A 22,644-nucleotide genomic window follows, 5' to 3' on the forward strand; every position below is an offset into this window, starting at 1 on the left:
CGGCGAATTTCCTACCATGAGCGACACCACGCTTGCGAAGAGTTTCGAGCCCCACACCATCGAATCCCAATGGGGGCCGGAATGGGAAAAGCGCGGCTATGCCACCCCTGCGCTCGACCCGAGCCGGCCTGATTTCTCGATCCAGTTGCCGCCGCCCAACGTGACGGGCACGCTGCACATGGGCCACGCGTTCAATCAGACGATCATGGACGGGCTCGTGCGCTACCACCGGATGCTCGGCCACAACACGCTGTGGGTGCCCGGCACCGACCATGCCGGCATCGCGACGCAGATCGTCGTCGAGCGCCAGCTCGACGCACAAGGCGTGTCGCGCCACGATCTCGGCCGCGAGAAGTTCGTCGAGCGCGTATGGGAATGGAAGGAGCAATCCGGCTCGACGATCACGCGGCAGGTTCGCCGGATCGGCGCGTCGCCCGACTGGTCGCGCGAATACTTCACGATGAACGACAAGATGTCCGACGTCGTGCGCGAAGTGTTCGTGCGCCTCTACGAACAAGGTCTCATCTATCGCGGCAAGCGCCTCGTCAACTGGGACCCCGTGCTGCTCACCGCCGTGTCCGATCTCGAAGTCGCGAGCGAAGAGGAAAACGGCCATCTGTGGCACATCCGGTACCCGCTCGCGCACGGCTCGGGCCACCTGACCGTCGCGACGACGCGCCCCGAGACGATGCTCGGCGACGTCGCGGTGATGGTCCATCCGGAAGACGAGCGCTACCGGCACCTGATCGGCCAGCACGTGAAGCTGCCGCTTTGCGGGCGCGAGATTCCGATCATCGCCGACGACTACGTCGACCGCGAATTCGGCACGGGCGTCGTGAAAGTCACGCCCGCGCACGACTTCAACGACTACCAGGTCGGCCTGCGCCACAAGCTCGAGCCGATCGAGATCCTCACGCTCGACGCGAAGATCAACGACAACGCGCCCGCGCCCTACCGCGGCCTCGACCGCTTCGACGCGCGCCGCGCGATCGTCGACGAGCTCGACGCGCAAGGCCTGCTCGAATCGGTGAAGCCGCACAAGCTGATGGTGCCGCGCGGCGACCGCACGGGCGTCGTGATCGAGCCGATGCTCACCGATCAGTGGTTCGTCGCGATGACCAAGCCCGCGCCGGAAGGCACGTTCCATCCGGGCAAGTCGATCACCGACGTGTCGCTCGACGTCGTGCGCGGCGGCCAGATCAAGTTCGTGCCGGAGAACTGGACGAGCACCTACTACCAGTGGCTCGAGAACATCCAGGACTGGTGCATCTCGCGCCAGCTGTGGTGGGGCCATCAGATTCCCGCGTGGTACGGCGAGAACGGCGAGATCTTCGTCGCGCGCAGCGAGGACGACGCGCGCGCGCAGGCCGCCGCGAAGGGCTACACGGGCGCGCTCGAGCGCGACGACGACGTGCTCGACACGTGGTTCTCGTCGGCGCTCGTGCCGTTCTCGTCGCTCGGCTGGCCGAACGACACGCCGGAACTGAAGCACTTCCTGCCGTCGTCGGTGCTCGTGACGGGCTTCGACATCATCTTCTTCTGGGTCGCCCGGATGGTGATGATGACGACGCACTTCACCGGCAAGGTGCCGTTCGACACGGTGTACGTGCACGGCCTCGTGCGCGACGCCGAGGGCCAGAAGATGTCGAAGAGCAAGGGCAACACGCTCGACCCGATCGACATCGTCGACGGCATCGCGCTCGACGCGCTCGTCGCGAAACGCACGACGGGCCTGATGAATCCGAAGCAGGCCGCCACGATCGAGAAAAAGACGCGCAAGGAATTCCCGGAAGGCATCCCCGCGTTCGGCGCCGACGCGCTGCGCTTCACGATGGCGTCGATGGCGACGCTCGGGCGCAACGTGAACTTCGATCTCGCGCGCTGCGAAGGCTATCGCAACTTCTGCAACAAGCTATGGAACGCGACGCGCTTCGTGCTGATGAACTGCGAAGGCCACGACTGCGGCTTCGACAAGCCGCAAACCTGCGGCGCGGGCGACTGCGGCCCGGGCGGCTATCTCGACTTCTCCGCGGCCGACCGCTGGATCGTATCGCTGCTGCAGCGCGTCGAGGCGGACATCGCGAAGGGCTTCGCCGACTACCGCTTCGACAACATCGCGAACGCGATCTACAAGTTCGTCTGGGACGAGTACTGCGACTGGTATCTCGAGCTCGCGAAGGTGCAGATCCAGAACGGCACGCCCGAGCAGCAGCGCGCGACGCGCCGCACGCTTTTGCGCGTGCTCGAGACGGTGCTGCGTCTCGCGCACCCGATCATCCCGTTCATCACCGAGGCGCTTTGGCAGAAGGTCGCGCCGCTCGCCGGCCGCCATCCGGCGGGCACCGCGCCAGGCGAAGCGTCGCTGATGGTGCAGGCGTATCCGATCGCCGAGCCGAAGAAGCTCGACGAGGCGGCCGAACAGTGGGCGGCCGAACTGAAGGCGGTGGTCGATGCATGTCGTAATCTGCGTGGCGAGATGAACTTGTCTCCGGCCACCAAAGTGCCGCTCCTCGCGGCCGGCGACGCCGCGCAGTTGCAGGCGTTCGCACCGTACGTGCAGGCGCTCGCGCGCCTGTCCGAAGTGCGCGTGCTCGCAAGCGAAGCGGCGCTCGACGCGGACGCGCACGGCGCGCCGATCGCGATCGTCGGCGACAACAAGCTGGTGCTGAAGGTCGAGATCGACATCGCGGCGGAACGCGAGCGCCTGTCGAAGGAGATCGCGCGCCTGGAAGGCGAAGTCGTGAAGTGCAACGCGAAGCTCGGCAACGAGGCGTTCGTCGCGAAAGCGCCGCCCGCAGTGGTCGAACAGGAGCAAAAGCGGCTCGCGGAGTTTCAGAATACGTTGACGAAACTCGGCGCGCAGCTCGCCCGGCTGCCGGCGTAACAATCCGTAAGGAATCTTGCGTTCACTATAATGCTGCAATCACCATTCGATTCGACCGAATCGATACGAGGAGCAAGGGTTCAATCATGTTGAAAGTCACCAAGGCGGTCTTCCCGGTCGCGGGCCTGGGCACGCGGTTCCTGCCCGCCACCAAGGCGAGCCCGAAGGAAATGCTGCCCGTCGTCGACAAACCGTTGATCCAGTACGCGGTGGAAGAAGCGATTGCAGCGGGCATCACCGAGATGATCTTCGTGACGGGCCGCAGCAAGCGCGCAATCGAGGACCATTTCGACAAGTCGTATGAGATCGAAGCGGAGCTCGAGGCGCGCGGCAAGGAAAAGCTGCTCGACCTCGTGCGCAACATCAAGCCGAGCCACGTCGATTGCTTCTACGTGCGCCAGCCCGAAGCGCTCGGCCTCGGCCACGCGGTGCTGTGCGCGGAGAAGCTCGTCGCGGACAACCCGTTCGCGGTGATCCTCGCCGACGACCTGCTCGACGGCGAGCCGCCCGTGATGAAGCAGATGGTCGACGTGTTCGACCACTATCACAGCTCGGTGATCGGCGTCGAGGAGATCCCGCCCGAGGACACGAAGTCCTACGGGATCGTCGACGGCAAGGAATGGGAAGACTCGATCATCAAGATGTCGGCGATCGTCGAGAAGCCCGCGCCCGAAGTCGCGCCGTCCAATCTCGGCGTCGTCGGCCGCTACGTGCTGAAGCCGCGGATCTTCGATCATCTGCGCGCGCTCAAGCCCGGCGCGGGCGGCGAGCTGCAGCTGACGGACGCGATCCAGGCGCTTCTCGCGGACGAGCAGGTGCTCGCGTACAAGTATCGCGGCACCCGCTTCGATTGCGGCAGCAAGCTCGGCTATCTGAAGGCGACGGTCGAGTTCGCGCTCCGTCACCCCGAGGTGAAGACCGAGTTCGAAGCCTATCTGCGCTCGCGCAGCGAAACCCGGCAGCCGTAACCCCGGTCAGGCGCGGCGGGCGGCCACGTGCGCCGTCGCCGCGCTTCACGCGCCGCACGCCCCGCTGCCGCTCAGTTCGAGCGGGCGGGCTTCACCGATACGACGCCGGGAAGCGCGCTCGCGTCGGCCTTCTTCGTTTCCACGAGCCACCCATTTCCGTCCGCAAACGGCACGCGCGCAAGCGCGCTGCGCACGAGCACGGGCGCCGCCTGCAGCGCATCGGGGCGACGGTCCTGCACGGCCGCCGACACGCGATACGCGTCGCGGCCGCTACTGCGCTCGACGAAGCGCAGCGTCAGCACGTGCCGGTAGACCGTGCCCGCGAACGGCAGCCCGAACGGCGCGGGCCCGTCGACCGCGACGCACGCCGGCTGCTGCGCGCCGCCGCAGCCCGGCATCGTCAGCGCGACGGACGCCGGCTGCGTCGCATAGGCGATCGACACGCGGTAGCGCGCCTGCGCGTCGGCCGTTTCGTCGAAGCCGCGCTGCGCGAGCTCGCGGCGCACGAGCGCCTCCACTTGCCCGTAGTCGGCGTTGTCGGCCTGCGCGGCCGTGCGCGCGAAATCGTAGGTCCGCGCGCCCGCGAGCGCATCGGGTGCGCCCGATGCGCTGACGCCCGTCGTCACCGACGCGCATCCGGACAACAACGCCACCGCCAGCGCCGCCCCCGCCCACAAGATTTTCATAGCTTCTCCCATATCGCTGTTCGCCCCCGTCCTAGCCATTCGCTCGTGCGCGGGCCCCACCCGCGCCGGACGATCGAATCCTGCCGGCGTCACGCTGACGGCTCGTCGAGCGTCGGCAGCGACACCGTGATCGCCGTGCCCACGCCCAGCGTGCTGTCCACGCCGACGCAGCCGCCATGGCGCACGACCACGGTCTTGACGAACGCCATCCCGAGCCCGGACCCGGCGACTTCCGGCCGCTCGTTCGTGTGAAACCGCTTGAAGCGCTCGAACAGATGCCGCTGATCCTCCGGCGAAATGCCGTAGCCCTGATCGCGGATCGTGCAATGCATGCGCTTCGTGCCCGGCTCGACCGATAGCGTACACGTGATCACCGTGTCCGTCGGGCTGTATTTAACCGCATTGTTCAACAGATTCACGAGCGCGCGGGTCATCAGCGAGCGGTCGGCGCCGATCCAGCACGGCTCGTCGCCAAGCGACGTGTCGATGCGAATCCGCTTCGCCTGCGCCTGCGGCCACACTTCGTCGCTCGCGTCGATCAGCAGATCGGCGAAGCTCACCGCCTCGAGCTGATACGTCTGCGACTCCGCGCGCGCGAGCTGCACGAACTCGTCGGCGAGCATCAGCGCGCGCTGCGCGTAGCGCTCGATCCGTCCGAGCAGCCCGCGCGTGTGCTCGGATTCGGCCCGCTGCCGCTCGATCTCGACGAGCGCGAGGATCGACGACTGCGGCGAGCGCATGTCGTGCGACAGCAGATGCAGCGCCTCCTCGCGCTGCCGCTCGGCCGCGTGCAGCGCGGTCACGTCGACGAGGCTCGCGATCCAGCCCGTCACGCTGCCCTGCGCGTTCGTGCACGGCGCGTAGCGTAACAGATGATCGAGGCCGCTCAGGTCGCGAACTTCGATGCCGCGCTCCATCACGTCGTTCGCGTAGTCGCGCGTCGGATCGAGCGCGGCGGGCCAGTGCGCGCGAAGCTCGACGTCCTGCTCGGCGTTGCCGTCGACCGTCTTCGTGAACGACAGCTCGCCGAACGCGACGCGCAGCGGCCGCCCTTCCGGCGCCGGCGCGTTCAGGCGCGCGCAGTAGCGCTTCGCCGCGTGGTTCGCGATCAGCACCGTGCCCGCGAGATCGGTGACGACGACGGGCTCTGGCATGCTGTCGAGGCTGTCCCAGACGAAGCGCTTCATGTCCTGCACGCGCTGCGCGGCCTGCGCCATCAGCGCCATCTGCCGCTCGAGCACGTCGCCGCCGAATTCGCTGCCCTCGCGCGGCGCCTCGGGCAGCAGGTGCGGCTCGTCGGCGAGCCGCTGCAGTTCGTAGCGCAGGTACGACATCGTCATCTCCAGGCGCCGCCAGTTCCAGATCGGGTAGGCCGCGATCAGCCCGAAGATCGCCGGCGCGGGCGACAGCCACAGCCGCGCCTCGTAGAGGAGCGCCGCGCTCGACGCGACCGCGAGCGCGGCAAGGCTCAGCGTGAGCAGCAGCGAGCGCCACGGCGACAGCATCAGGAAGCCGGCCAGCAGCACGACGAGCGGCAGCAGCGACGCGCTGAACACGAGCCAGCCGGAAACGGGCGAGATCGCGCGCCCCGTCATCAGCGTGTCGAGCACGTTCGCATGGATGTAGACGCCGGGCAGCGGACCGAACTCGCCCGAGATCGGCGTCGCGAAGCGGTCGTAGAGCCCCGACGCGGTCGCGCCGACGATCACGATCTTGCCGCGCAACTGCTCGGGATTCACGCGGCCCGCGAGCACGTCGACGAACGAGATCGCCGGATAGTTCTGCGACGCGCGGCTGAACGGAATGAAATAGCGCGCCTCGCCGCTGTCGTCCTGCGCGATGTCGTGCGCGCGCCGCGCGACGGACACGGGCTGCGCGAGCTTCAGCTGGCCGCTCTCGAGCGCGTGGAACACGGGCACCATCAGCTGCGGCCAGCGGTGCCGGCCGTCGCTCTCGAACAGCGCGACGCTGCGCACGATGCCGTCCGGGTCGACTTCGAGATTGATGTGGCCCGCGCCCGCGACGTGCTCCGCGAGCACCGGCACGGGCAGATTGACGGTGCGCGTGCCGTCGCTCTCCTCGGAGCTCAGCAGCACCGGCAGGAACGTCGGCGCGAGGTCGAGCGACTTCGCGAGCGCCTTGTCGTCGGCGGAAGGCTCGGTAAACAGCACGTCGTAGACGACGGCCGCGGGATGCATCTTCGCGAGCGCGCCAAGGAACTCCGCATGCACGCTGCGCTGCCACGGCCAGCGGCCGAGCGTGTCGAGGCTGCGATTGTCGATCTCGACGATCGCGATGTTCGACTCGATCGGCACCTTGCGCAGCGTCAGCAAGCGGTCGTAGATGATCCGGTCGACGCTCGCCGTCATCCGGCCCGCGACGCCCCCGAGGATCACCGCGACCCCGAGGCAGCCGATCGCGATCCACTCGACGAGAAAGCGGCGGCCGAGCAGCCGCCGCCGTTGCGTGCGGTCGAATCTCATCCGCCGCCCATCAACGCGCGATCGTGAACGCGTTGACCGCGCTGGCCTTCTCGTAGAAACGGCCGCCTTCGTAGCGCTCCGCGATCACGGTCCAGTAGTAGTCGCCCGGCTTCAGGTTCGACACGACGATGCGCCCGCCCTGCGCGTCGACCTGGTCGACGATCGGGTTGCTCAGGTCCTTCGATCCCGACAGCACGAAGCGAAAGCGCGTCGGGCCGGCGGCCGGGCCGCCTTCCGTCGTCGACCAGCGGAACGCGTAGCCGCCGTCGGCGGGCGCCGCCGACGCATCGACGCCGAAGCGCCGCCGCTCGAACGCGTAGATGCGCGGCTGGCCTTCGAGGCCGTGCGAATCGATCGCCGAGATCCGGACGAAATAGGTGCCGTCCGGCACGTCCGCGAAAGCGGCGTGCGGCGTGTTCGCGCGCACTTCCTTGAAGAGATCGTACAGGCCCGCGTCGCGCGCGATCTGCACATGGTAGTTCTGCGCGCCGTCGAGCGGCACGAGATCGAACGCCACCTGCGGGTCGTCCTGGACCTTCGCCGGATTGACGAGCTGCGGCGCGCCGAGCAGCTCGATCGGGCTGCCGACGACGCCGCTCGCGCTCGTCACGTTGCCGAAGTTCGCGTGGACGAGCGTGTCGGTCGCGCGCTTCGCGCTCGGCGCGACGCCGACCGTGCCGTCGAGCACTTCGACCGTCGTCGACGCGCGGCCGTCCTTGTCGTAATTCACGCGAAAGCGGGTGCCGCGCACGCCGGCGACGACCGACGGCGAGCGGATCTGGAAGCGGTCGTCCTTCTTCTTCAGATGGGTAACTTCGCTGTCGACCGAGCCGCGCCGCAGATCGATCACGCGCTCGAGCGTGCCCGTCAGCACCGTGCGGCGCAGCGTCGCGAGGTCGATCTGGCTGTCGGGCGGCAGGCTCAGGTGGGTGCCGTCCGTGAGCTCGAGCGTGACGAATGCGTTCGCGCCCGTGCGCAGGCGATCGCCTTCCGTCAGCGTCGTGTCGACGGCGACGGGCGAGAACTGCGTCGAGCCGCGCCCCGCGCTCTCGACCGGCCCGTGCGCGGCGATCACGCGCGCCGACAGCCGCTCCTTGCGCAGCCGCGCTGCGGGCAGCTTCAACGCGATGCCCGGTTGCAGGTGCTTCGGCACCGGCACGTCGTTCAGTTGCGCGACGAGCGGCCAGTCGTCCGAGCCCTGCAGATAGCGGGCCGCGACGTCGTACAGCGTGTCGCCGTTGCGCGTCGTGTAGTCGACGGTCTGCCCGGACGGATTCTTCGTCTTCGACGGCTGCGCGGCGGCGTGCTGCGCCGCGAGAGCCGCTGCCGCGGCGCAGCACGCCGTCAGCACGTACTTCGTCACGATCCCGCTGGCACTCACTCGGCATCCCCCTGCATCACGCGCTCGAGGCGATAGCCGTAGCCGTAGATCGGCGCAAGGCGATAGCCGTTCTCCGGGCGCAGACCGAGCTTCGTGCGCAGCATCGAGATGTGCGTGTCCATCGTGCGCGACGGAATGTCGGTGGCCTGCTTCCATACGAGATCGAGAATGTGCGCGCGCGACAGCGGCCGGTCGAGGTGCTGGAACAACAGCAGCGCGAGCTCGAACTCCTTCTGCGTGAGGCTCACCGGCTTGTCGCCGACGTATGCCTGCTTCAGGTTCGCGTCGAACTTGTAGTTGTCGAACTCGCGGATCGACGACTCGGCGTTGACGGGATACGCGCGGCGCAGCAGCGAACCGATCCGCGCGCGCAGGATCGGGCCGGACACGGGCTTCACGACGTAGTCGTCGGCGCCCGCGTTCAGGATCTGCGTGATGCCCGCCTCGTCGTCGCGGCTCGTCATGAAGATGATCGGCAGGCGATGCTCGACCTGGTTCGCCCGCACCCACTTCAATACTTCCTCGCCGGACATGTCCGGCACGTTCCAGTCGAGCACCAGCAAATCGAACGTCTCGCGCTGCAGCCGCTTCTTCAGCGCCTTGCCTTCCTTGAACGCATAGCACGTATGGCCTGCGGCCGTCAGCGTCTGACTGACAAAATCCGTCTGGGCCTGATCGTCATCCAGTACAGCAATTCTCATAGCACCCCGCAAAACGAAATCCATTCGGGCACCCACGCCTGCCGGGCGGCGATGGGCAGGCCTGCACGAGCCCCCGATTCGCATCACTCGCCATTATCGGCCGAATGGTGAAGGTTGTCCGGCGCGCCTGCGCGTACCGGTATTCTATGTGATCGATGGCCCCATATCTCAAAAACGGGGCACGCCTGATCGGCGTTTTCATGATGGTAGTATGAAAACGGCCGGAGAAATGTGCGTATCGCCGCGTAATTATGTCAACGGCGACCGGATCGCACGCCGCGCCGCCGGCTTTGTGCCCGGCGGGCGCGGTGGTGAAAACGCCCGTCAGACCGGATCGGTCTCGAGAGCGTCACGTGCGACCGCGCGCGGCACGTGTTGCAATGCGTCATGCAGACTCGCCCGCACGTGCTCCCAGGCGGCGCCCGCGTAGTCCGGCTGACCGGCTGCCCACGCTTGCGCGAGGTCGAACACGCGCTCGACAGTCGCCGCGCAGCGCGTCAGGTCCGGCTGCGGACCGCCGAGCGCTTCGCGCATCCATTCGGCGAGCCACGGCATCTCGGCCGCGCTCGAATCCGCGTACGCTTCCAGCGCCGCGCGCGCGTGGCGGTCATGCTCGGGATCGAGCTCGACGCGCTGGATCGGCCGCCCCCGCTCGCGCGCCCTGCCGTTCGGCTCGAACGGTATCCGAATCGTTCCCGATCTGAACAGCATGACCTCCCCCTGTTTGCCGCAACGACACGCACGGGGCATGTCCTTCGCGATGCGTCCCGGCCGCGGCCGCCGTACGCACGGCACGATTCCGCAGACGAGACTCGACAGCGCAGTATAGGCACCGCGCGGCGAAACTTGGTTTAAGGATTGTTAGACGGATGCGCCGCCCGAGGCCCGCCGGCGGCCGCCAGCCGCGCTCGCTCGGCCGGCGCGCGACGACATGCGACGACATGCGACGACGTGCGAAGAAAAATGCCGCGCCGGGCACGCCCGCGCGGCATCGGAACGACATGGCGTCGCGGCCGCGCGCGTCAGCGGCGGCGCATCAGGAAAACGAACGTCTTGTCCTGCGTCGTCGACGATTCGACGATCTCGTTGCCCGTCTGTTTCGCGAACGCGGCGAAGTCGCGCTGCGAGCCGGGATCGGTGGCGAGCACCTTCAGAATTTGGCCGCTTTCCATATCGGCGAGCGCTTTCTTCGCGCGCAGGATCGGCAGCGGGCAATTGAGCCCGCGCGCGTCCACTTCCTTGTGAATGAGCATCGGCTTTCGACCTTCGAATGGCGCGCCGTCGCGGCGCTGTCGGAACGACAGATTCTACCGCATGCGCCCCCATCCGCATCCGCGCGCGAGCGAACGAGCGAACGAGCGACTATGCGCGCGGCGCACGGCGGCGGCGCGCGCGCCGGGCTACAGCTCGATCGCCCGCCCGGTCTGCAGCGACTCGCGCAACGCATGGCCGATTCGCGTCGCCTCGAGCGCATCCGCGAGCGTCGCGCCGCCCGAGCCGCCCTCGCCCCGCACCGCGGCGACGAACGCCTGCGCCTCGATCAGGAACGCTTCTTCGAAACGGTCGAAGAATGTCGGCGTGCAGGTGTTGCGGATGCCCGCCGCGTCGTAGATCTCGACGCGGTTCGCGCGCGGGTTGCGGCCGATCGCGAGCGCGCCCGCCGTGCCGATCACCTCCGAATGCGTGTCGTTGCCGTGCGCCATCGTGCGCGACGCGTAGAACATCGCGAGCCGGCCGCCTTCGAACTCGCAGATCGCCACGCCGTTGTCGACGTCGCCGCACGCGCGCAGCCCCTCGTGCAGCGCCACCGCGCCCGCCGCGTACGCGCGCGTCGCGCGCGGCGCGCCGAGCAGCCACCGCGCGACGTCGATGTCGTGCACCGTGCAGTCGAGGAAGATGCCGCCCGAGGTCGGCGCGAAGCGCACGAAGAAGCCTTCCGGATCGTTCCGGTCGCAGGTCTGCGAGCGCACGAGGAACGGCCGGCCGATCGCGCCCGCCGCGACGCGCGCGTACGCGTCGCGATAGCTCGGATCGAAGCGGCGCATGAAGCCGATCGTCGCGACGAGATGCGGCCGCGCGCGCGCCTCGGCGAGCACCCGTTCGCACTCGGCGAGATCGAGCGACAGCGGCTTCTCGCAGAACACGTGCTTGCCCGCGGCGAGCGCCGCGACGATCTGGTCCGCGTGCAACGCCGACGGCGTGACGAGCCACAGCGCATCGAGCCCCGGATCGGCCGCGAGCGCGTCGAAATCCTCGTAGACGCGCGGCACGCCGAGCGCGTCGCGCGCCCACGCGCATTCGTCGGCGATAGGGCTGCACGCGGCCGCGAGCTCAGCGCCCGCGACGCGGCGCGCGAGGTTCTCCGCATGGCGCCGGCCGAGCCGGCCGAGCCCCGCGATGCCGATGCGCACGCGCGCGGCGCTGCGGCTGACTGTCATCGCGCCGCTCCTTCAGGCCGCCGTTTCGCCGAGCTTCACGGCGCGCCCTTCGCGCCACGACAGCGTCGCCGCCTCGGCGAGCTCGAGCGCCTTCACGCCGTCGGCGACCGTCGTGCGCACGGGCTCGCCGTTCGTCACCGCCGCGAAGAAATGCTCGATCTCGCGCGCGTACGCGGCGCGATAGCGTTCGAGGAAGAACGCCTCGGGCAGATCGGTCGACACCGCCTTCGCCGAATAGCCCGTCACCTCGGTCGGCCGCAGGTTGCCCGCCTGCAGCATCCCGTCGCTGCCGAGCAACTCGAAGCGCTGGTCGTAGCCGTACGCGGCGCGGCGCGACGTGTTGATCTGGCAAAGCCGGCCGCGCTTCGTGCGGATCGTGACCGCGGTCGAATCGATGTCGCCCGCGTCGGCGATCGCCGGATCGGTCAGGCAGCTGCCCGTCGCGTGCAGCGTGTCGGCGTCGTCGCCCAAGATCCAGCGGAAGATGTCGAAATCGTGGATCAGCATGTCCTTGAAGATCCCGCCCGAGCGCCTGATGTAATCGACGCCCGGCGCGCCCGGATCGCGGCTCGTCACGACGAGCATCTCCGGCGTGCCGATCTCGCCCGCGTCGATGCGGCGCTTCGCCGCCTCGAAGGTCGGATCGAAGCGGCGCTGGAAGCCGATCATGCAGACGACGTTCGCGTGCGCGACGGCCGCCTCGCACGCGCGCGCCCGCGCGAGCGTCAGGTCCACGGGCTTCTCGCAGAACACGTGCTTGCCCGCGCGCGCGGAGCCCGCGATCAGGTCGGCGTGCGTGTCGGTGCTCGAGCAGATCACCGTTGCGCCGACGGACGCGTCGCCGAGCGCGCCGTCGACGTCGGCAACCCGCGCGCCGTGCTGCGCGGCGAGCGCGGCCGCCGCGTCGCGGTTCACGTCGACCACGTACTTCAGGCGCACGCCGGGCCGGCGCGCGAGATTGCCCGCGTGGATGCGGCCGATCCGCCCCGCGCCGAACACGGCGACGTCGATCGTCGGCGCTGCGATCGTCCGTGCTGCATTAGTCATCGTATCCTCCAGTGTCCTTGACTTCCTCGACGTTCAATTCCAGCCGGTACGCGAGCGCGATGAAAAGCGCCTGGCACAGGCAGATCGTGCTTGTCAGCGAGCGGAACGCGAACGCGCTGCCCTCCTTCACGAGCAAATGGGCGCTCGCGTCGCGCGCGAGCGGCGACAGGCGGCTGTCGGTGATGACGAGCGTCTGCGCATGGTTGTGGCGCGCGGCGCGCAGGCAGTACTGCGTTTCCTTGCCGTACGGCGCGAAGCTGATCGCGATCACGACGTCGCCCTTCTTCACGCTGCGGATCTGCTCGCGGTACATGCCGCCGAGGCCGGACACGAGGTGCACGCGCTTGGCCGTGTGCTGCAGCGCATACACGATGTAGCTCGCGACCGGGAACGACCGGCGCACGCCGACCACGTAGATGTTCTCGGCGCGCTCGAGCATCGTGACGGCCGCGTCGAACTGGTCGTCGTCGAGGCCCGCCGCGAGCTCGTCGAGCCCCGCGCGCGACGCGTCGATGAACTGCCGCGCGACCGCGCCGCCCGTCATCGGGCCCGCCTTGCCGTCGATCAGGTTGCGGATTCGCTGCTGGTAGCTCTGCACGCTCGGGTTCTGGCCCGTGTACGCGTCCTTGAACACGGCCTGCAGATCGGAGAAGCCGGAGAAGCCGAAGCGCTGCGCGAAGCGCACGACGGCGGACGGATGCACGCCGCAGCGCTCGGCGATGTCGCCCGTGCGATCCATCATCACGCTCGAGCGGTGCTCGTCGATATACGAGGCGATGCTCTTCAGTTGGCGCGGCAGCGCGTCGTACGCGTCGGCGATCCGCTGCAGGAGCTCGTCGACGGCGGGCGTCTCCGGTTGTGTCGTGTCGTCCATGTCCGTTCCGGCCGGCGGGCGCTGCTCCGCGCCGCGCATCGCGCGCGGCGCGACAGGCAGCCGGCGCCTTGTCTTGTCGTGAACCGAGTATAGGCACTTCGGATGCAAAATGGAACAAATTTTCCATCAAGAAAATTAATAAACTTTTCTTTGCAATCGGCCGCGAGTTGACCTAACCTTGCTCGTGAACGCGGCCCGAGCGGCGTTCGCCCGATAACGACACACAGAGAAAGGTGGAGACATGAGACTTTGCACCGGCAAGGCCGTCCTGCGCGCGTGCGTCGCCGCGATCGCCGTCGCGGCGGGCGCGCTCGCCGCGGCCCCGGCCGCCCACGCGGCGGACGCCCGGTTCGTGCTGATCAGCCACGCGCCGGATTCCGATTCGTGGTGGAACACGATCAAGAACGCGATCAAGCAGGCGGACGAGGACTTCAACGTCACGACCGACTACCGCAATCCGCCGAACGGCGACATCGCCGACATGGCGCGCCTGGTCGAACAATCGGCCGCGCGCGACTACGACGGCGTGATCACGACGATCGCCGACTACGACGTGCTGAAGAACTCGATCAAGAAGGTCGCCGCGAAGAAGATCCCGCTCGTGACGATCAACTCCGGCACCGAGGAGCAGAGCGCGCAACTGGGCGCGATCATGCACGTCGGCCAGCCCGAGTACGTCGCGGGCCGCGCGGCGGGCGAAAAGGCGAAGGCCGCGGGCGTGAAGCGCTTCGTCTGCGTGAACCACATCGCGACCAACAGCGTGTCGTTCGACCGCTGCCGCGGCTTCGCGGACGCGATCGGCGCCGACTACAAGAGCTCGACGATCGACTCCGGCCAGGACCCGACCGAAATCCAGTCGAAGGTGAGCGCCTATCTGCGCAACCATCCGGACACGCAGGCGATCCTCACGCTCGGCCCGGTGCCCGCCGCGGCGACGCTGAAGGCGGTCCAGCAGATGGGCCTCGCGAACAAGCTGTTCTTCGCGACGTTCGATTTCTCCGACGACATCGCGAAGGCGATCCAGAGCGGCGCGATCAAGTTCGCGATCGACCAGCAGCCGTACCTGCAGGGCTACATCCCGGTCGCCGTGCTCGCGATCGCCAAGCAGAACAAGACGGCCGATCCCGCGAAGATCCGCCAGATCCTCGAGGCGAACCCGAAGTTCCAGGCGCGGCTTTCGACTTACGGGCTGCAGCCGTCGTACGGGCCGAAGAACATCCGCTCGGGCCCGGGCTTCATCACGAAGGAAAACATCGACAAGGTGCTCAAGTACGCGGGCCAGTACCGCTAACGTCCATCGCATCGAGTCGTACGACGCGCGGCGCTCGCCCGCGCGCTTTACCGGCGAAGCGGGGCCGAACGCGCCGAGCGCCGGGCATCAAGGAGACATCATGGGTGTAGTCGGCAAGCACATGTCAGCGCATGCACACGAGAAGCCGCAGCCGGGCGCCGCGTCCGACGAGCGGCTGCGCGGCGAGGCGTGGTTCCAGCGCTTTCTCAATCGCCCCGAGTTCGCCGCGATTTCCGGCGCCGCGCTCGTGTTCGCGGTGTTCGCGTTCGGCGCGGGCGGCTCCGGGATGTTCAATCTCGACGGCATCATGAACTGGTCGCAGGTCGCGGCCTACCTCGGCATTCTCGCCGTCGGCGCGTGCCTGCTGATGGTCGCGGGCGAGTTCGACCTGTCGATCGGCTCGATGATCGGCTTCGCCGGGATGATGGTCGCGATTCCGACCGTCTACTTCCACTGGCCGATCTGGCTCGCGGTGCTGTTCGCGTTCGCGGGCTCGATGGCGCTCGGCGCGCTGAACGGCTATCTCGTGATGCGCACGAAGCTGCCTTCGTTCATCGTCACGCTCGCGTTCCTGTTCATCCTGCGCGGCTTGACGCTCGCGCTCTCGATCATGTTCGCCGACCGCACGATCGTCTCGGGCCTCGGCGACTACGCGCATGCGGACCCCGTCGTGCACCTGCTGTTCCAGGGCGTCGCGTTCCACGACCTGTTCCGCTGGCTCGCGCACGCAGGCGTCGGCCAGGTGCTCGACAACGGCGAGCCGCTCGTGCCCGGCGTGCCGAAGGTGCTGCTGTGGTGGTTCGCCGTCACCGCGATCGGCGCGTTCGTGCTCGCGAAGACGCGCTACGGCAACTGGATACTCGCGTCGGGCGGCGACGCGCACGCGGCGAAGAACGTCGGCGTGCCGGTGCGCCGCGTGAAGATCTCGCTGTTCGTGCTCACCGCGTTCTGCGCGTGCCTGTTCGCGGTGCTGCAGGTGGCCGACATCGGCTCGGCCGCGGCCGACCGCGGGCTGCAGAAGGAGTTCGAGGCGATCATCGCCGCGGTGATCGGCGGCACGCTGCTCACGGGCGGCTACGGATCGGTGATCGGCGCGGCGTTCGGCGCGCTCATCTTCGGCGTCGTGCAGATCGGCATCACCTACACGAACATCAGCTCGGACTGGTTCCGCGTGTTCCTCGGCGTGATGCTGCTCGTCGCCGTGCTGTTCAACCACTACGTGCGCCGCCGCGTGTCGCAATCGTAACGGAGTTCAAGCATGTCCACCTCAGCATCCAACGATACGATTCTCTCGCTCGAGAACGTCAGCAAGTATTTCGGCAAGGTGATCGCGCTGTCGGGCGTCACGCTGCGCTTGAAGCGCGGCGAGGTGCATTGCCTGCTCGGCGACAACGGCGCCGGCAAGTCGACGCTCATCAAGACGCTCGCGGGCGTGCACCAGCCGTCCGACGGGCAGTACCTCGTCGACGGCGAGCCGGTGCGCTTCGCATCGCCGAAGGACGCGCTCGATCTCGGCATCGCGACCGTCTATCAGGATCTCGCGCTCGTGCCGCTGCTGTCGGTCGCGCGCAACTTCTTCATGGGCCGCGAGCCGCGGAAGAAGCTGTTCGGCTTCGTCAACGTGATGGATCTCGATGCGAGCGCGCAGATCGCCCGCGCGAAGCTCGCCGAAATGGGCATCAACGTGCGCGACGCGCATCAGCCGATCGGCACGATGTCGGGCGGCGAGCGGCAGTGTCTCGCGATCGCGCGCGCGATCCACTTCGGCGCGCGCGTGCTGATCCTCGACGAGCCGACCGCCGCGCTCGGCGTCAAGCAGAGCTTCAACGTGCTGAAGCTGATCCACACCGCGCGCGCGAAAGGGATCTCGGTGATTTTCATCACGCACAACGTGCATCACGCGTACCCGATCGGCGATTCGTTCACGCTGCTCAACCGCGGCCGCTCGCTCGGCACGTTCACGAAGGACACGATCAGCAAGAACGAGGTGCTCGACATGATGGCGGGCGGCGCCGAGATGCAGAAGATGATCGCCGAACTCGACGGCGCGACCATTTGATCCAGGACTCGCGATGACTTTCCCTACTCTCCCCCTTTCGCAGAATCGCCCGCTCGACGTGATCTGCATCGGCCGCGTCGCCGTCGATCTCTACGCGCAGCAGATCGGCGCGCGGCTCGAGGATGCGTCGAGCTTCGCGAAATATCTCGGCGGCTCGTCGGGCAACATCGCGTTCGGCTGCGCGCGGCTCGGCCTCAAATCGGCGATGCTCTCGCGCGTGGGCCACGATCACATGGGCCGTTTCGTGCTCGAGACGCTCGCGCGCGAAGGCTGCGACACGAGCCGCCTGCGCACCGATCCCGAGCGCCTCACCGCGCTCGTGCTGCTCGGCCTGAAAGATCGCGACACGTTTCCGCTCATTTTCCATCGCGAGAACTGCGCGGACATGGCGCTCGACGAAAGCGACTTCGACGAGGCGTTCATCGCGTCGTCGAAGGCGCTTCTCATCACCGGCACGCACTTCTCGACCGAGCGGGTGATGCGCGCGAGCCGCCGCGCGCTCGACTACGCACGCCGCAACCAGGTGCGCACGGTGCTCGACATCGACTATCGCCCCGTGCTGTGGGGCCTGACGGACAAGGCCGACGGCGAGACGCGCTTCGTCGCGAACGAAGGCGTGACCGCGCACCTGCAGCGGATCTTGCCGCTGTTCGACGTCGTGATCGGCACCGAGGAGGAATTCCGCATCGCGGGCGGCAAGGACGCGCTGCTCGACGCGCTCGCGATGGTGCGCGCGGTGACGTGCGCTGCGCTCGTCGTCAAGCGCGGGCCGCTCGGCTGCTCGATCGTCGACGGCGACGTGCCCGCGACGCTCGACGCGCTGCCGATCATCCGCGGCGTCGAAGTCGAGGTGATGAACGTGCTCGGCGCGGGCGACGCGTTCGCGTCGGGCTTCCTGTCGCAATGGCTGCGCGGGCGGCCGTTCGCCGAGGCGGCGCGCGCGGCGAACGCGTGCGGCGCGCTCGTCGTGTCCCGGCACGGCTGCTCGCCCGCGATGCCGACGCCCGCCGAGCTCGCGCATTTCCTCGGCGAGGCGAAGCGCGATCCGGCGCGGATGCGCCGCCCCGACCTCGATCCGACGCTCGCGCGGCTGCACCGCGTGACGCCCGCGCGCACGCCGCGCGACGAGGTGCTCGGCTTCGCGTTCGATCATCGCAATCAGTTCTTCGAGCTCGCGCGGCAAACGGGCGCGAGCGTCGCGCGCATCGAAGCGCTCAAGCGCCTGTTCGTCGAGGCGGTCGCGCAGACGCAGGCGCAGCTCGGGCTCGCCGGCCGGATCGGCGTGCTGATCGACGACCGCTACGGCCAGGACGCGCTCAACGACGCGACGGGCCGCGGCTGGTGGATCGGCCGCCCGGTCGAGCTGCCCGGATCGCTGCCGCTCGAATTCGATCACGGCCGCTCGATCGGCACGACGCTCGTGTCGTGGCCGCAGGAGCACGTCGCGAAGTGCCTCGTTCAATACCATCCGGACGAAACCGCCGAGCAGCGGATCGAGCAGGAAACGCAGCTGCGCGCGCTGTACGACGCGGTGCAGGCGAGCGGCCACGAGCTGCTGCTCGAAGTGATCCCGCCGCGCCGCGCGGATCTGCCGCAGGCGGCCGACACCGTGCACCGCGCGCTCAAGCGCCTGTACAACCTCGGCATCCAGCCGGAATGGTGGAAGCTCGCGCCGCTCGACGCCGCGCAATGGCAGGCGATCGACGCGCTGATCGCCGAGCGCGATCCGCACTGCCGCGGCGTCGTGCTGCTCGGCCTGTCCGCGCCCGTCGACGAGCTCGTCGACGGCTTCAAGGCGGCGGCCGCGTCCGCCACGTGCCGCGGCTTCACGGTCGGCCGCACGATCTTCCACGAGCCGAGCCGCGCGTGGCTCGCCGGCGAGATCGGCGACGCCGAGCTGATCGCGCGCGTGCGGCGGACGTTCGAGACGCTGATCGGCGCGTGGCGCGCGGCGCGCGCGCAAAGCGGCGCGCGCGACGGGCACGCGGCCGCGCGGCGCGCGGCCGCCTAGGAGCCTGCGCATGAATCGCAGAGCAACGGATGACGAAACCCGACGGGATTCCAGCGTGAACGACATCATCGGCGATCCGGCCGCGAACGCGCGCGGCACGATCCGGCTGACCGCCGCGCAGGCGCTCGTGCGGTATCTGGCCGCGCAGCGCGTCGCGGCGAACGACGACGGCGACGGCGGCGGCGGCCTGGCCGACGGCGGCGCGCCCCTCTTCGGCGGCGTGTTCGCGATCTTCGGGCACGGCAACGTCGCCGGCCTCGGCGAGGCGCTCCATCAGCACCGCGACGCGTTGCCGACCTACCGCGCGCACAACGAGCAGGCGATGGCGCACAGCGCGATCGCCTACGCGAAGGCGCACTTGCGCCGCCGGATGATGGCCGTGACGACGTCGATCGGCCCCGGCGCGACGAACCTCGTCACGGCGGCGGCGCTCGCGCACGTGAACCGGCTGCCGGTGCTGCTGCTGCCGGGCGACGTGTTCGTGTCGCGCGCGCCGGACCCGGTGCTGCAGCAGATCGAGGATTTCCACGACGGCGGGCTTTCGGCGAACGACGCGTTCAAGGCCGTGTCGCGCTATTTCGACCGGATCGTGCACCCGGCCCAGTTGCTGAGCGCGCTGCCGCGCGCGCTGCGCGTGCTGACCGACGCGGCGCTCTGCGGCCCGGTCACGCTCGCGCTGCCGCAGGACGTGCAGTCGATGGCGTACGACTATCCGGCCGAGTTCTTCGCGCCGCGCGTCGTCACGTTCCATGCGCCCGCGCCCGTCGAAGCGGAGCTCGACGCGGCGCTCGCGCAATTGCGCGCGGCGAAGCGCCCGTTCATCGTCGCGGGCGGCGGCGCGCTGTACAGCGAGGGCGGCGCGGCCGCGCTCGCCGCGTTCGCCGAGCGGCACGGCATTCCGGTGGGCGAGACGCAGGCCGGCAAGAGCGCGCTGCCGTGGGATCATCCGCTGAACGCGGGCGCCGTCGGCGTGACGGGCTCGCCCGCCGCGAACGCGCTCGCGAACGACGCCGACTGCGTGATCGCGCTCGGCACGCGGCTGCAGGATTTCACGACGGGCTCGAACACGCTGTTCGCGCAGGCGCGCGTCGTCGGCATCAACGCGAACGCATTCGATGCGCTGAAACACCGCGCGTCGATCGTGCAGGCCGACGCGCGGCTCGCGCTCGACGCGCTCGGCGCGCGCCTCGAAGGCTGGCGCGCCGACGCCGCGTGGACGGCCCGCGCGCGCTCGCTCGCGAGCGAATGGCGCGACGCGGTGAACGCGCTCACGCACGCGCCGCAGCGCGCGGGCGCGCTGCCGTACGACGCCGACGTGATCGGCGCGGTGCAGCGCTCGGCGCCCGACTCGGCCGTGCGCGACATCGCCGTGTGCGCCGCGGGCACGCTGCCCGCCGAGCTGCACAAGCTCTGGCGCGCGGCGGCGCCGGGCGGCTATCACGTCGAATACGGCTATTCGTGCATGGGTTACGAGATCGCGGGCGGCCTCGGCGCGAAGCTCGCCAGACCCGCGCGTGAAGTGATCGTGATGGTCGGCGACGGCAGCTATCTGATGATGAACAGCGAGATCGCGACGTCGGTGATGCTCGGCGCGAAGCTCGTCGTCGTCGTGCTCGACAACCGCGGCTACGGCTGCATCAACCGGCTGCAGCAGGCGTGCGGCGGCGCGCCGTTCAACAACCTGTTCGACGACTGCGTGCAGGGCCCGCTCGGCGCGCCGCGCATCGATTTCGCCGCGCACGCGCGCGCGTTGGGCGCGCACGCGGAGCACGTCGCGGACGTCGCCGCGCTCGAAGCGGCGATGGCGCGCGCCCGCGCGTCCGATCGCACATACGTGATCTGCATCGACACCGACCCCGCCCGCACGACGCCCGACGGCGGCTGGTGGTGGGAAGTCGCGGTGCCCGAAGTGTCGCCGCGCGATGCGGTGCGCGACGCGCGCGCGAACTACGAGCGGCGGCTCGCCGCGCGCGCCGGCGTGGCCCCCGCTTCGCCTTCGACCTCTACCCCGGAATCATCGACATGAGCACACCCGAGATCCGTATCGGCATCAATCCGCTGTCGTGGATGAACGACGACTTGCCGTCGCTCGGCGGCGAGACGCCGCTGTCCGTCGCGCTGACCGAGGGCCGCGAGATCGGCTATGAAGGCTTCGAGCTCGGCAACAAGTTTCCGCGCGAGCCGCAGGCGCTGAAGGCGCTGCTCGCGCAGTACGATCTGTCGCTCGTGTCCGGCTGGCATTCGGGCCGGCTCGCCGAGCGCGGCGTGCAGGAAGAGATCGACGCGGTCGGCCCGCACCTGGAGCTGCTCGCGAAAAACGGCGCGAGCGTGATGGTCTACGGCGAAGTGGCGGGCACGATCCAGGGCTCGCCCGCGCCGCTCTACCAGCGCCCGCGCTTCGTCGACGACGCGCGCTGGGACGCGTACGCCGAACGCGTCGACGCGTTCGCGCGCTACACGCGCTCGCAGGGCGTGCGGCTCGGCTATCACCATCACATGGGCGCATACGTCGAATCCCCCGCCGACGTCGACCGGCTGATGGCGAGCACGAGCGACGCGGTGGGCCTCCTGTTCGACGCCGGGCACATGACGTTCGGCGGCGGCGATCCGGTCGCCGAGCTCGCGAAGCACATCGGCCGCGTGTGCCACGTCCATTGCAAGGACGTGCGCCCGGCCGTGATCAGGCTCGCGCGCAACCGCGACTGGAGCTTCCTCGACGCGGTGATCGCCGGCGCGTTCACGGTGCCGGGCGACGGCGCGATCGATTTCCCGACGATCGTCGGCATGCTGAAGCGCCACGGCTATCGCGGCTGGCTCGTCGTCGAGGCCGAGCAGGACCCGGCCGTCGCGCCGAGCTACGCGTACGCGCAAAAGGGCTATCGGACGCTGCGCGCGCTCGTGGACGCGCCGCTCCCGCCCGTCGATCCCGTCGATCCCGTCGATCCCGTCGATCCCGTCGATCCCGTCGACCAGGAGGCCGCTTAAATGAGTCTGCTCGTCAAGGGCGCGGCCGACGGCGCGTCGATCGCGCGCGTCACGCCGGAATCGGCGCACTGGAAGCACGTCGGCTTCGCCGCGTATCGGCTGAAGGCGGGCGAGGCGCTCGCGCTCGCCGAGGCCGCGCGCGAGATGTGCATCGTCGTGCTGTCGGGCACCGTCGACGTCGAGGCGGACGACGGCACCCGCTGGACCGGGCTCGGCTCGCGCGACAGCGTGTTCGACGGCGTCGCGCCGTACGCGCTGTACCTGCCGCCGATGCGATCCGTCGCCGTGCGCGCGTCGCGCGACGCGGAGCTCGGCGTCGCGAGCGCGCCCGCGGCCGGACGCTATCCGGCGCGGCTCATCAAGCCGTCGCAGATGCGGCGCTCGGTGCGCGGCAGCGGCGCGAACACGCGCTACGTCTGCGATATCCTGCCGCAGACCGAGCCCGCCGAGTCGCTCCTCGTCGTCGAGGTGCGCACGCCGTCCGGGCATTCGTCGAGCTATCCGCCGCACAAGCACGACACCGACAACGCGCCCGCCGAAAGCGCGCTCGAAGAGACGTACTACCACCGCGTGCATCCGCCGCAGGGCTTCGTGTTCCAGCGCGTGTACACCGATTCGCGCGACATCGACGAATCGATGGCCGTCTGCGATCACGACGTCGTGCTGGTGCCGCGCGGCTATCACCCGGTCGTCGTGCCATACGGGTACGAGTCGTACTACCTGAACGTGATGGCCGGGCCGAGCCGCGTGTGGCACTTCAAGAACGATCCGGCGCACGAGTGGCTGCTGAGCGGCGGGCGGTGACGGCGAAACCGCGGCGGCTGCCGGGCGGCCAT

General features: G+C 69.0%; 18 protein-coding genes. 9 read left to right on the forward strand and 9 right to left on the reverse strand.

Features of this window, described 5'->3' with window-relative positions; all coding sequences use genetic code 11:
• Positions 1 to 16 precede the first annotated feature (16 nt).
• On the forward strand, positions 17 to 2,884 hold the full coding sequence (locus tag WT60_RS11935) for a valine--tRNA ligase (protein ID WP_060355977.1): 2,868 nt from the start codon (positions 17 to 19) through the stop codon (positions 2,882 to 2,884).
• Between the two features lie 86 nt (positions 2,885 to 2,970).
• Positions 2,971 to 3,852, forward strand: coding sequence for a UTP--glucose-1-phosphate uridylyltransferase GalU (gene galU / locus WT60_RS11940; RefSeq protein WP_038751293.1), 882 nt, complete (start codon positions 2,971 to 2,973; stop codon positions 3,850 to 3,852).
• A 71-nt stretch (positions 3,853 to 3,923) separates the two neighbouring features.
• Here the strand turns inward: galU and WT60_RS11945 are convergent, their stop codons facing one another.
• The 9 genes from WT60_RS11945 to WT60_RS11990 all read right to left on the reverse strand — a co-directional run bounded on the left by WT60_RS11945 (position 3,924) and on the right by WT60_RS11990 (position 13,462).
• A complete protein-coding gene (locus WT60_RS11945) occupies positions 3,924 to 4,538 on the reverse strand; it encodes a DUF4136 domain-containing protein (RefSeq protein ID WP_060355976.1) in 615 nt (204 codons plus the stop codon).
• Positions 4,539 to 4,627: 89 nt separating this feature from the next.
• Complete coding sequence (locus tag WT60_RS11950; protein ID WP_060355975.1) at positions 4,628 to 7,021, reverse strand: CHASE2 domain-containing protein; 2,394 nt, start codon at positions 7,019 to 7,021, stop codon at positions 4,628 to 4,630.
• Between the two features lie 10 nt (positions 7,022 to 7,031).
• Complete coding sequence (locus WT60_RS11955) at positions 7,032 to 8,402, reverse strand: FecR domain-containing protein (protein WP_060355974.1); 1,371 nt, start codon at positions 8,400 to 8,402, stop codon at positions 7,032 to 7,034.
• On the reverse strand, positions 8,399 to 9,103 hold the full coding sequence (locus WT60_RS11960; RefSeq protein ID WP_004193573.1) for a response regulator transcription factor: 705 nt from the start codon (positions 9,101 to 9,103) through the stop codon (positions 8,399 to 8,401). Before WT60_RS11960 ends, WT60_RS11955 begins: the two co-directional genes overlap by 4 nt.
• A gap of 324 nt (positions 9,104 to 9,427) precedes the next feature.
• On the reverse strand, positions 9,428 to 9,814 hold the full coding sequence (locus WT60_RS11965; RefSeq protein WP_038751300.1) for a hypothetical protein: 387 nt from the start codon (positions 9,812 to 9,814) through the stop codon (positions 9,428 to 9,430).
• Between the two features lie 311 nt (positions 9,815 to 10,125).
• Positions 10,126 to 10,356, reverse strand: coding sequence for a sulfurtransferase TusA family protein (locus tag WT60_RS11970; protein WP_004193727.1), 231 nt, complete (start codon positions 10,354 to 10,356; stop codon positions 10,126 to 10,128).
• Between the two features lie 147 nt (positions 10,357 to 10,503).
• Positions 10,504 to 11,541 carry a Gfo/Idh/MocA family oxidoreductase gene (locus WT60_RS11980; protein WP_038751302.1) on the reverse strand — a complete coding sequence of 346 codons (1,038 nt, stop codon included), beginning with the start codon at positions 11,539 to 11,541 and terminating at the stop codon, positions 10,504 to 10,506.
• Positions 11,542 to 11,553: 12 nt separating this feature from the next.
• Complete coding sequence (iolG, locus tag WT60_RS11985; RefSeq protein WP_060355973.1) at positions 11,554 to 12,588, reverse strand: inositol 2-dehydrogenase; 1,035 nt, start codon at positions 12,586 to 12,588, stop codon at positions 11,554 to 11,556.
• Entirely contained in the window at positions 12,581 to 13,462 is an 882-nt protein-coding gene (locus WT60_RS11990; RefSeq protein ID WP_038751425.1) for a MurR/RpiR family transcriptional regulator, read from the reverse strand. The genes iolG and WT60_RS11990 overlap by 8 nt, the downstream gene beginning before the upstream one ends.
• Before the next feature lie 241 nt (positions 13,463 to 13,703).
• Between WT60_RS11990 and WT60_RS11995 the strand changes: the two genes are divergently transcribed.
• The 7 genes from WT60_RS11995 to iolB all read left to right on the forward strand — a co-directional run bounded on the left by WT60_RS11995 (position 13,704) and on the right by iolB (position 22,612).
• Positions 13,704 to 14,753: a sugar ABC transporter substrate-binding protein gene (locus tag WT60_RS11995; protein ID WP_060355972.1), complete on the forward strand. Its 1,050-nt coding sequence runs from the start codon at positions 13,704 to 13,706 to the stop codon at positions 14,751 to 14,753.
• 100 nt (positions 14,754 to 14,853) lie between these two features.
• Positions 14,854 to 15,999, forward strand: a complete 1,146-nt coding sequence (locus WT60_RS12000; protein WP_060355971.1) for an ABC transporter permease — start codon at positions 14,854 to 14,856, stop codon at positions 15,997 to 15,999.
• Positions 16,000 to 16,011: 12 nt separating this feature from the next.
• Positions 16,012 to 16,812, forward strand: a complete 801-nt coding sequence (locus WT60_RS12005) for an ATP-binding cassette domain-containing protein (protein ID WP_059583075.1) — start codon at positions 16,012 to 16,014, stop codon at positions 16,810 to 16,812.
• Positions 16,813 to 16,825: 13 nt separating this feature from the next.
• The gene (gene iolC / locus WT60_RS12010; RefSeq protein ID WP_038751311.1) at positions 16,826 to 18,823 is read left to right on the forward strand and encodes a 5-dehydro-2-deoxygluconokinase; all 1,998 of its coding nucleotides are present in this window, start codon (positions 16,826 to 16,828) and stop codon (positions 18,821 to 18,823) included.
• Between the two features lie 10 nt (positions 18,824 to 18,833).
• Positions 18,834 to 20,849: a 3D-(3,5/4)-trihydroxycyclohexane-1,2-dione acylhydrolase (decyclizing) gene (gene iolD, locus WT60_RS12015; protein WP_060355970.1), complete on the forward strand. Its 2,016-nt coding sequence runs from the start codon at positions 18,834 to 18,836 to the stop codon at positions 20,847 to 20,849.
• Entirely contained in the window at positions 20,846 to 21,808 is a 963-nt protein-coding gene (gene iolE, locus WT60_RS12020) for a myo-inosose-2 dehydratase (RefSeq protein WP_236860815.1), read from the forward strand. Before iolD ends, iolE begins: the two co-directional genes overlap by 4 nt.
• Entirely contained in the window at positions 21,809 to 22,612 is an 804-nt protein-coding gene (gene iolB, locus WT60_RS12025; protein WP_060355969.1) for a 5-deoxy-glucuronate isomerase, read from the forward strand. It begins immediately after the preceding gene.
• Positions 22,613 to 22,644 lie beyond the last annotated feature (32 nt).

The sequence above is a fragment of the Burkholderia sp. MSMB617WGS genome, assembly GCF_001532025.2.
GTDB lineage: Bacteria > Pseudomonadota > Gammaproteobacteria > Burkholderiales > Burkholderiaceae > Burkholderia > Burkholderia savannae.

Excerpts from the sequence above, each read along its gene's own strand:
- WT60_RS11935 (WP_060355977.1), top strand. The coding sequence starts at position 17 with ATGAGCGACACCACGCTTGCGAAGAGTTTCGAGCCCCACACCATCGAA.
- galU (WP_038751293.1), top strand. The coding sequence starts at position 2,971 with ATGTTGAAAGTCACCAAGGCGGTCTTCCCGGTCGCGGGCCTGGGCACG.
- WT60_RS11945 (WP_060355976.1), bottom strand. The coding sequence starts at position 4,538 with ATGAAAATCTTGTGGGCGGGGGCGGCGCTGGCGGTGGCGTTGTTGTCC.
- WT60_RS11950 (WP_060355975.1), bottom strand. The coding sequence starts at position 7,021 with ATGAGATTCGACCGCACGCAACGGCGGCGGCTGCTCGGCCGCCGCTTT.
- WT60_RS11960 (WP_004193573.1), bottom strand. The coding sequence starts at position 9,103 with ATGAGAATTGCTGTACTGGATGACGATCAGGCCCAGACGGATTTTGTC.
- WT60_RS11965 (WP_038751300.1), bottom strand. The coding sequence starts at position 9,814 with ATGCTGTTCAGATCGGGAACGATTCGGATACCGTTCGAGCCGAACGGC.
- WT60_RS11970 (WP_004193727.1), bottom strand. The coding sequence starts at position 10,356 with ATGCTCATTCACAAGGAAGTGGACGCGCGCGGGCTCAATTGCCCGCTG.
- WT60_RS11980 (WP_038751302.1), bottom strand. The coding sequence starts at position 11,541 with ATGACAGTCAGCCGCAGCGCCGCGCGCGTGCGCATCGGCATCGCGGGG.
- iolG (WP_060355973.1), bottom strand. The coding sequence starts at position 12,588 with ATGACTAATGCAGCACGGACGATCGCAGCGCCGACGATCGACGTCGCC.
- WT60_RS11990 (WP_038751425.1), bottom strand. The coding sequence starts at position 13,462 with ATGGACGACACGACACAACCGGAGACGCCCGCCGTCGACGAGCTCCTG.
- WT60_RS11995 (WP_060355972.1), top strand. The coding sequence starts at position 13,704 with ATGAGACTTTGCACCGGCAAGGCCGTCCTGCGCGCGTGCGTCGCCGCG.
- WT60_RS12000 (WP_060355971.1), top strand. The coding sequence starts at position 14,854 with ATGGGTGTAGTCGGCAAGCACATGTCAGCGCATGCACACGAGAAGCCG.
- WT60_RS12005 (WP_059583075.1), top strand. The coding sequence starts at position 16,012 with ATGTCCACCTCAGCATCCAACGATACGATTCTCTCGCTCGAGAACGTC.
- iolC (WP_038751311.1), top strand. The coding sequence starts at position 16,826 with ATGACTTTCCCTACTCTCCCCCTTTCGCAGAATCGCCCGCTCGACGTG.
- iolD (WP_060355970.1), top strand. The coding sequence starts at position 18,834 with ATGAATCGCAGAGCAACGGATGACGAAACCCGACGGGATTCCAGCGTG.
- iolE (WP_236860815.1), top strand. The coding sequence starts at position 20,846 with ATGAGCACACCCGAGATCCGTATCGGCATCAATCCGCTGTCGTGGATG.
- iolB (WP_060355969.1), top strand. The coding sequence starts at position 21,809 with ATGAGTCTGCTCGTCAAGGGCGCGGCCGACGGCGCGTCGATCGCGCGC.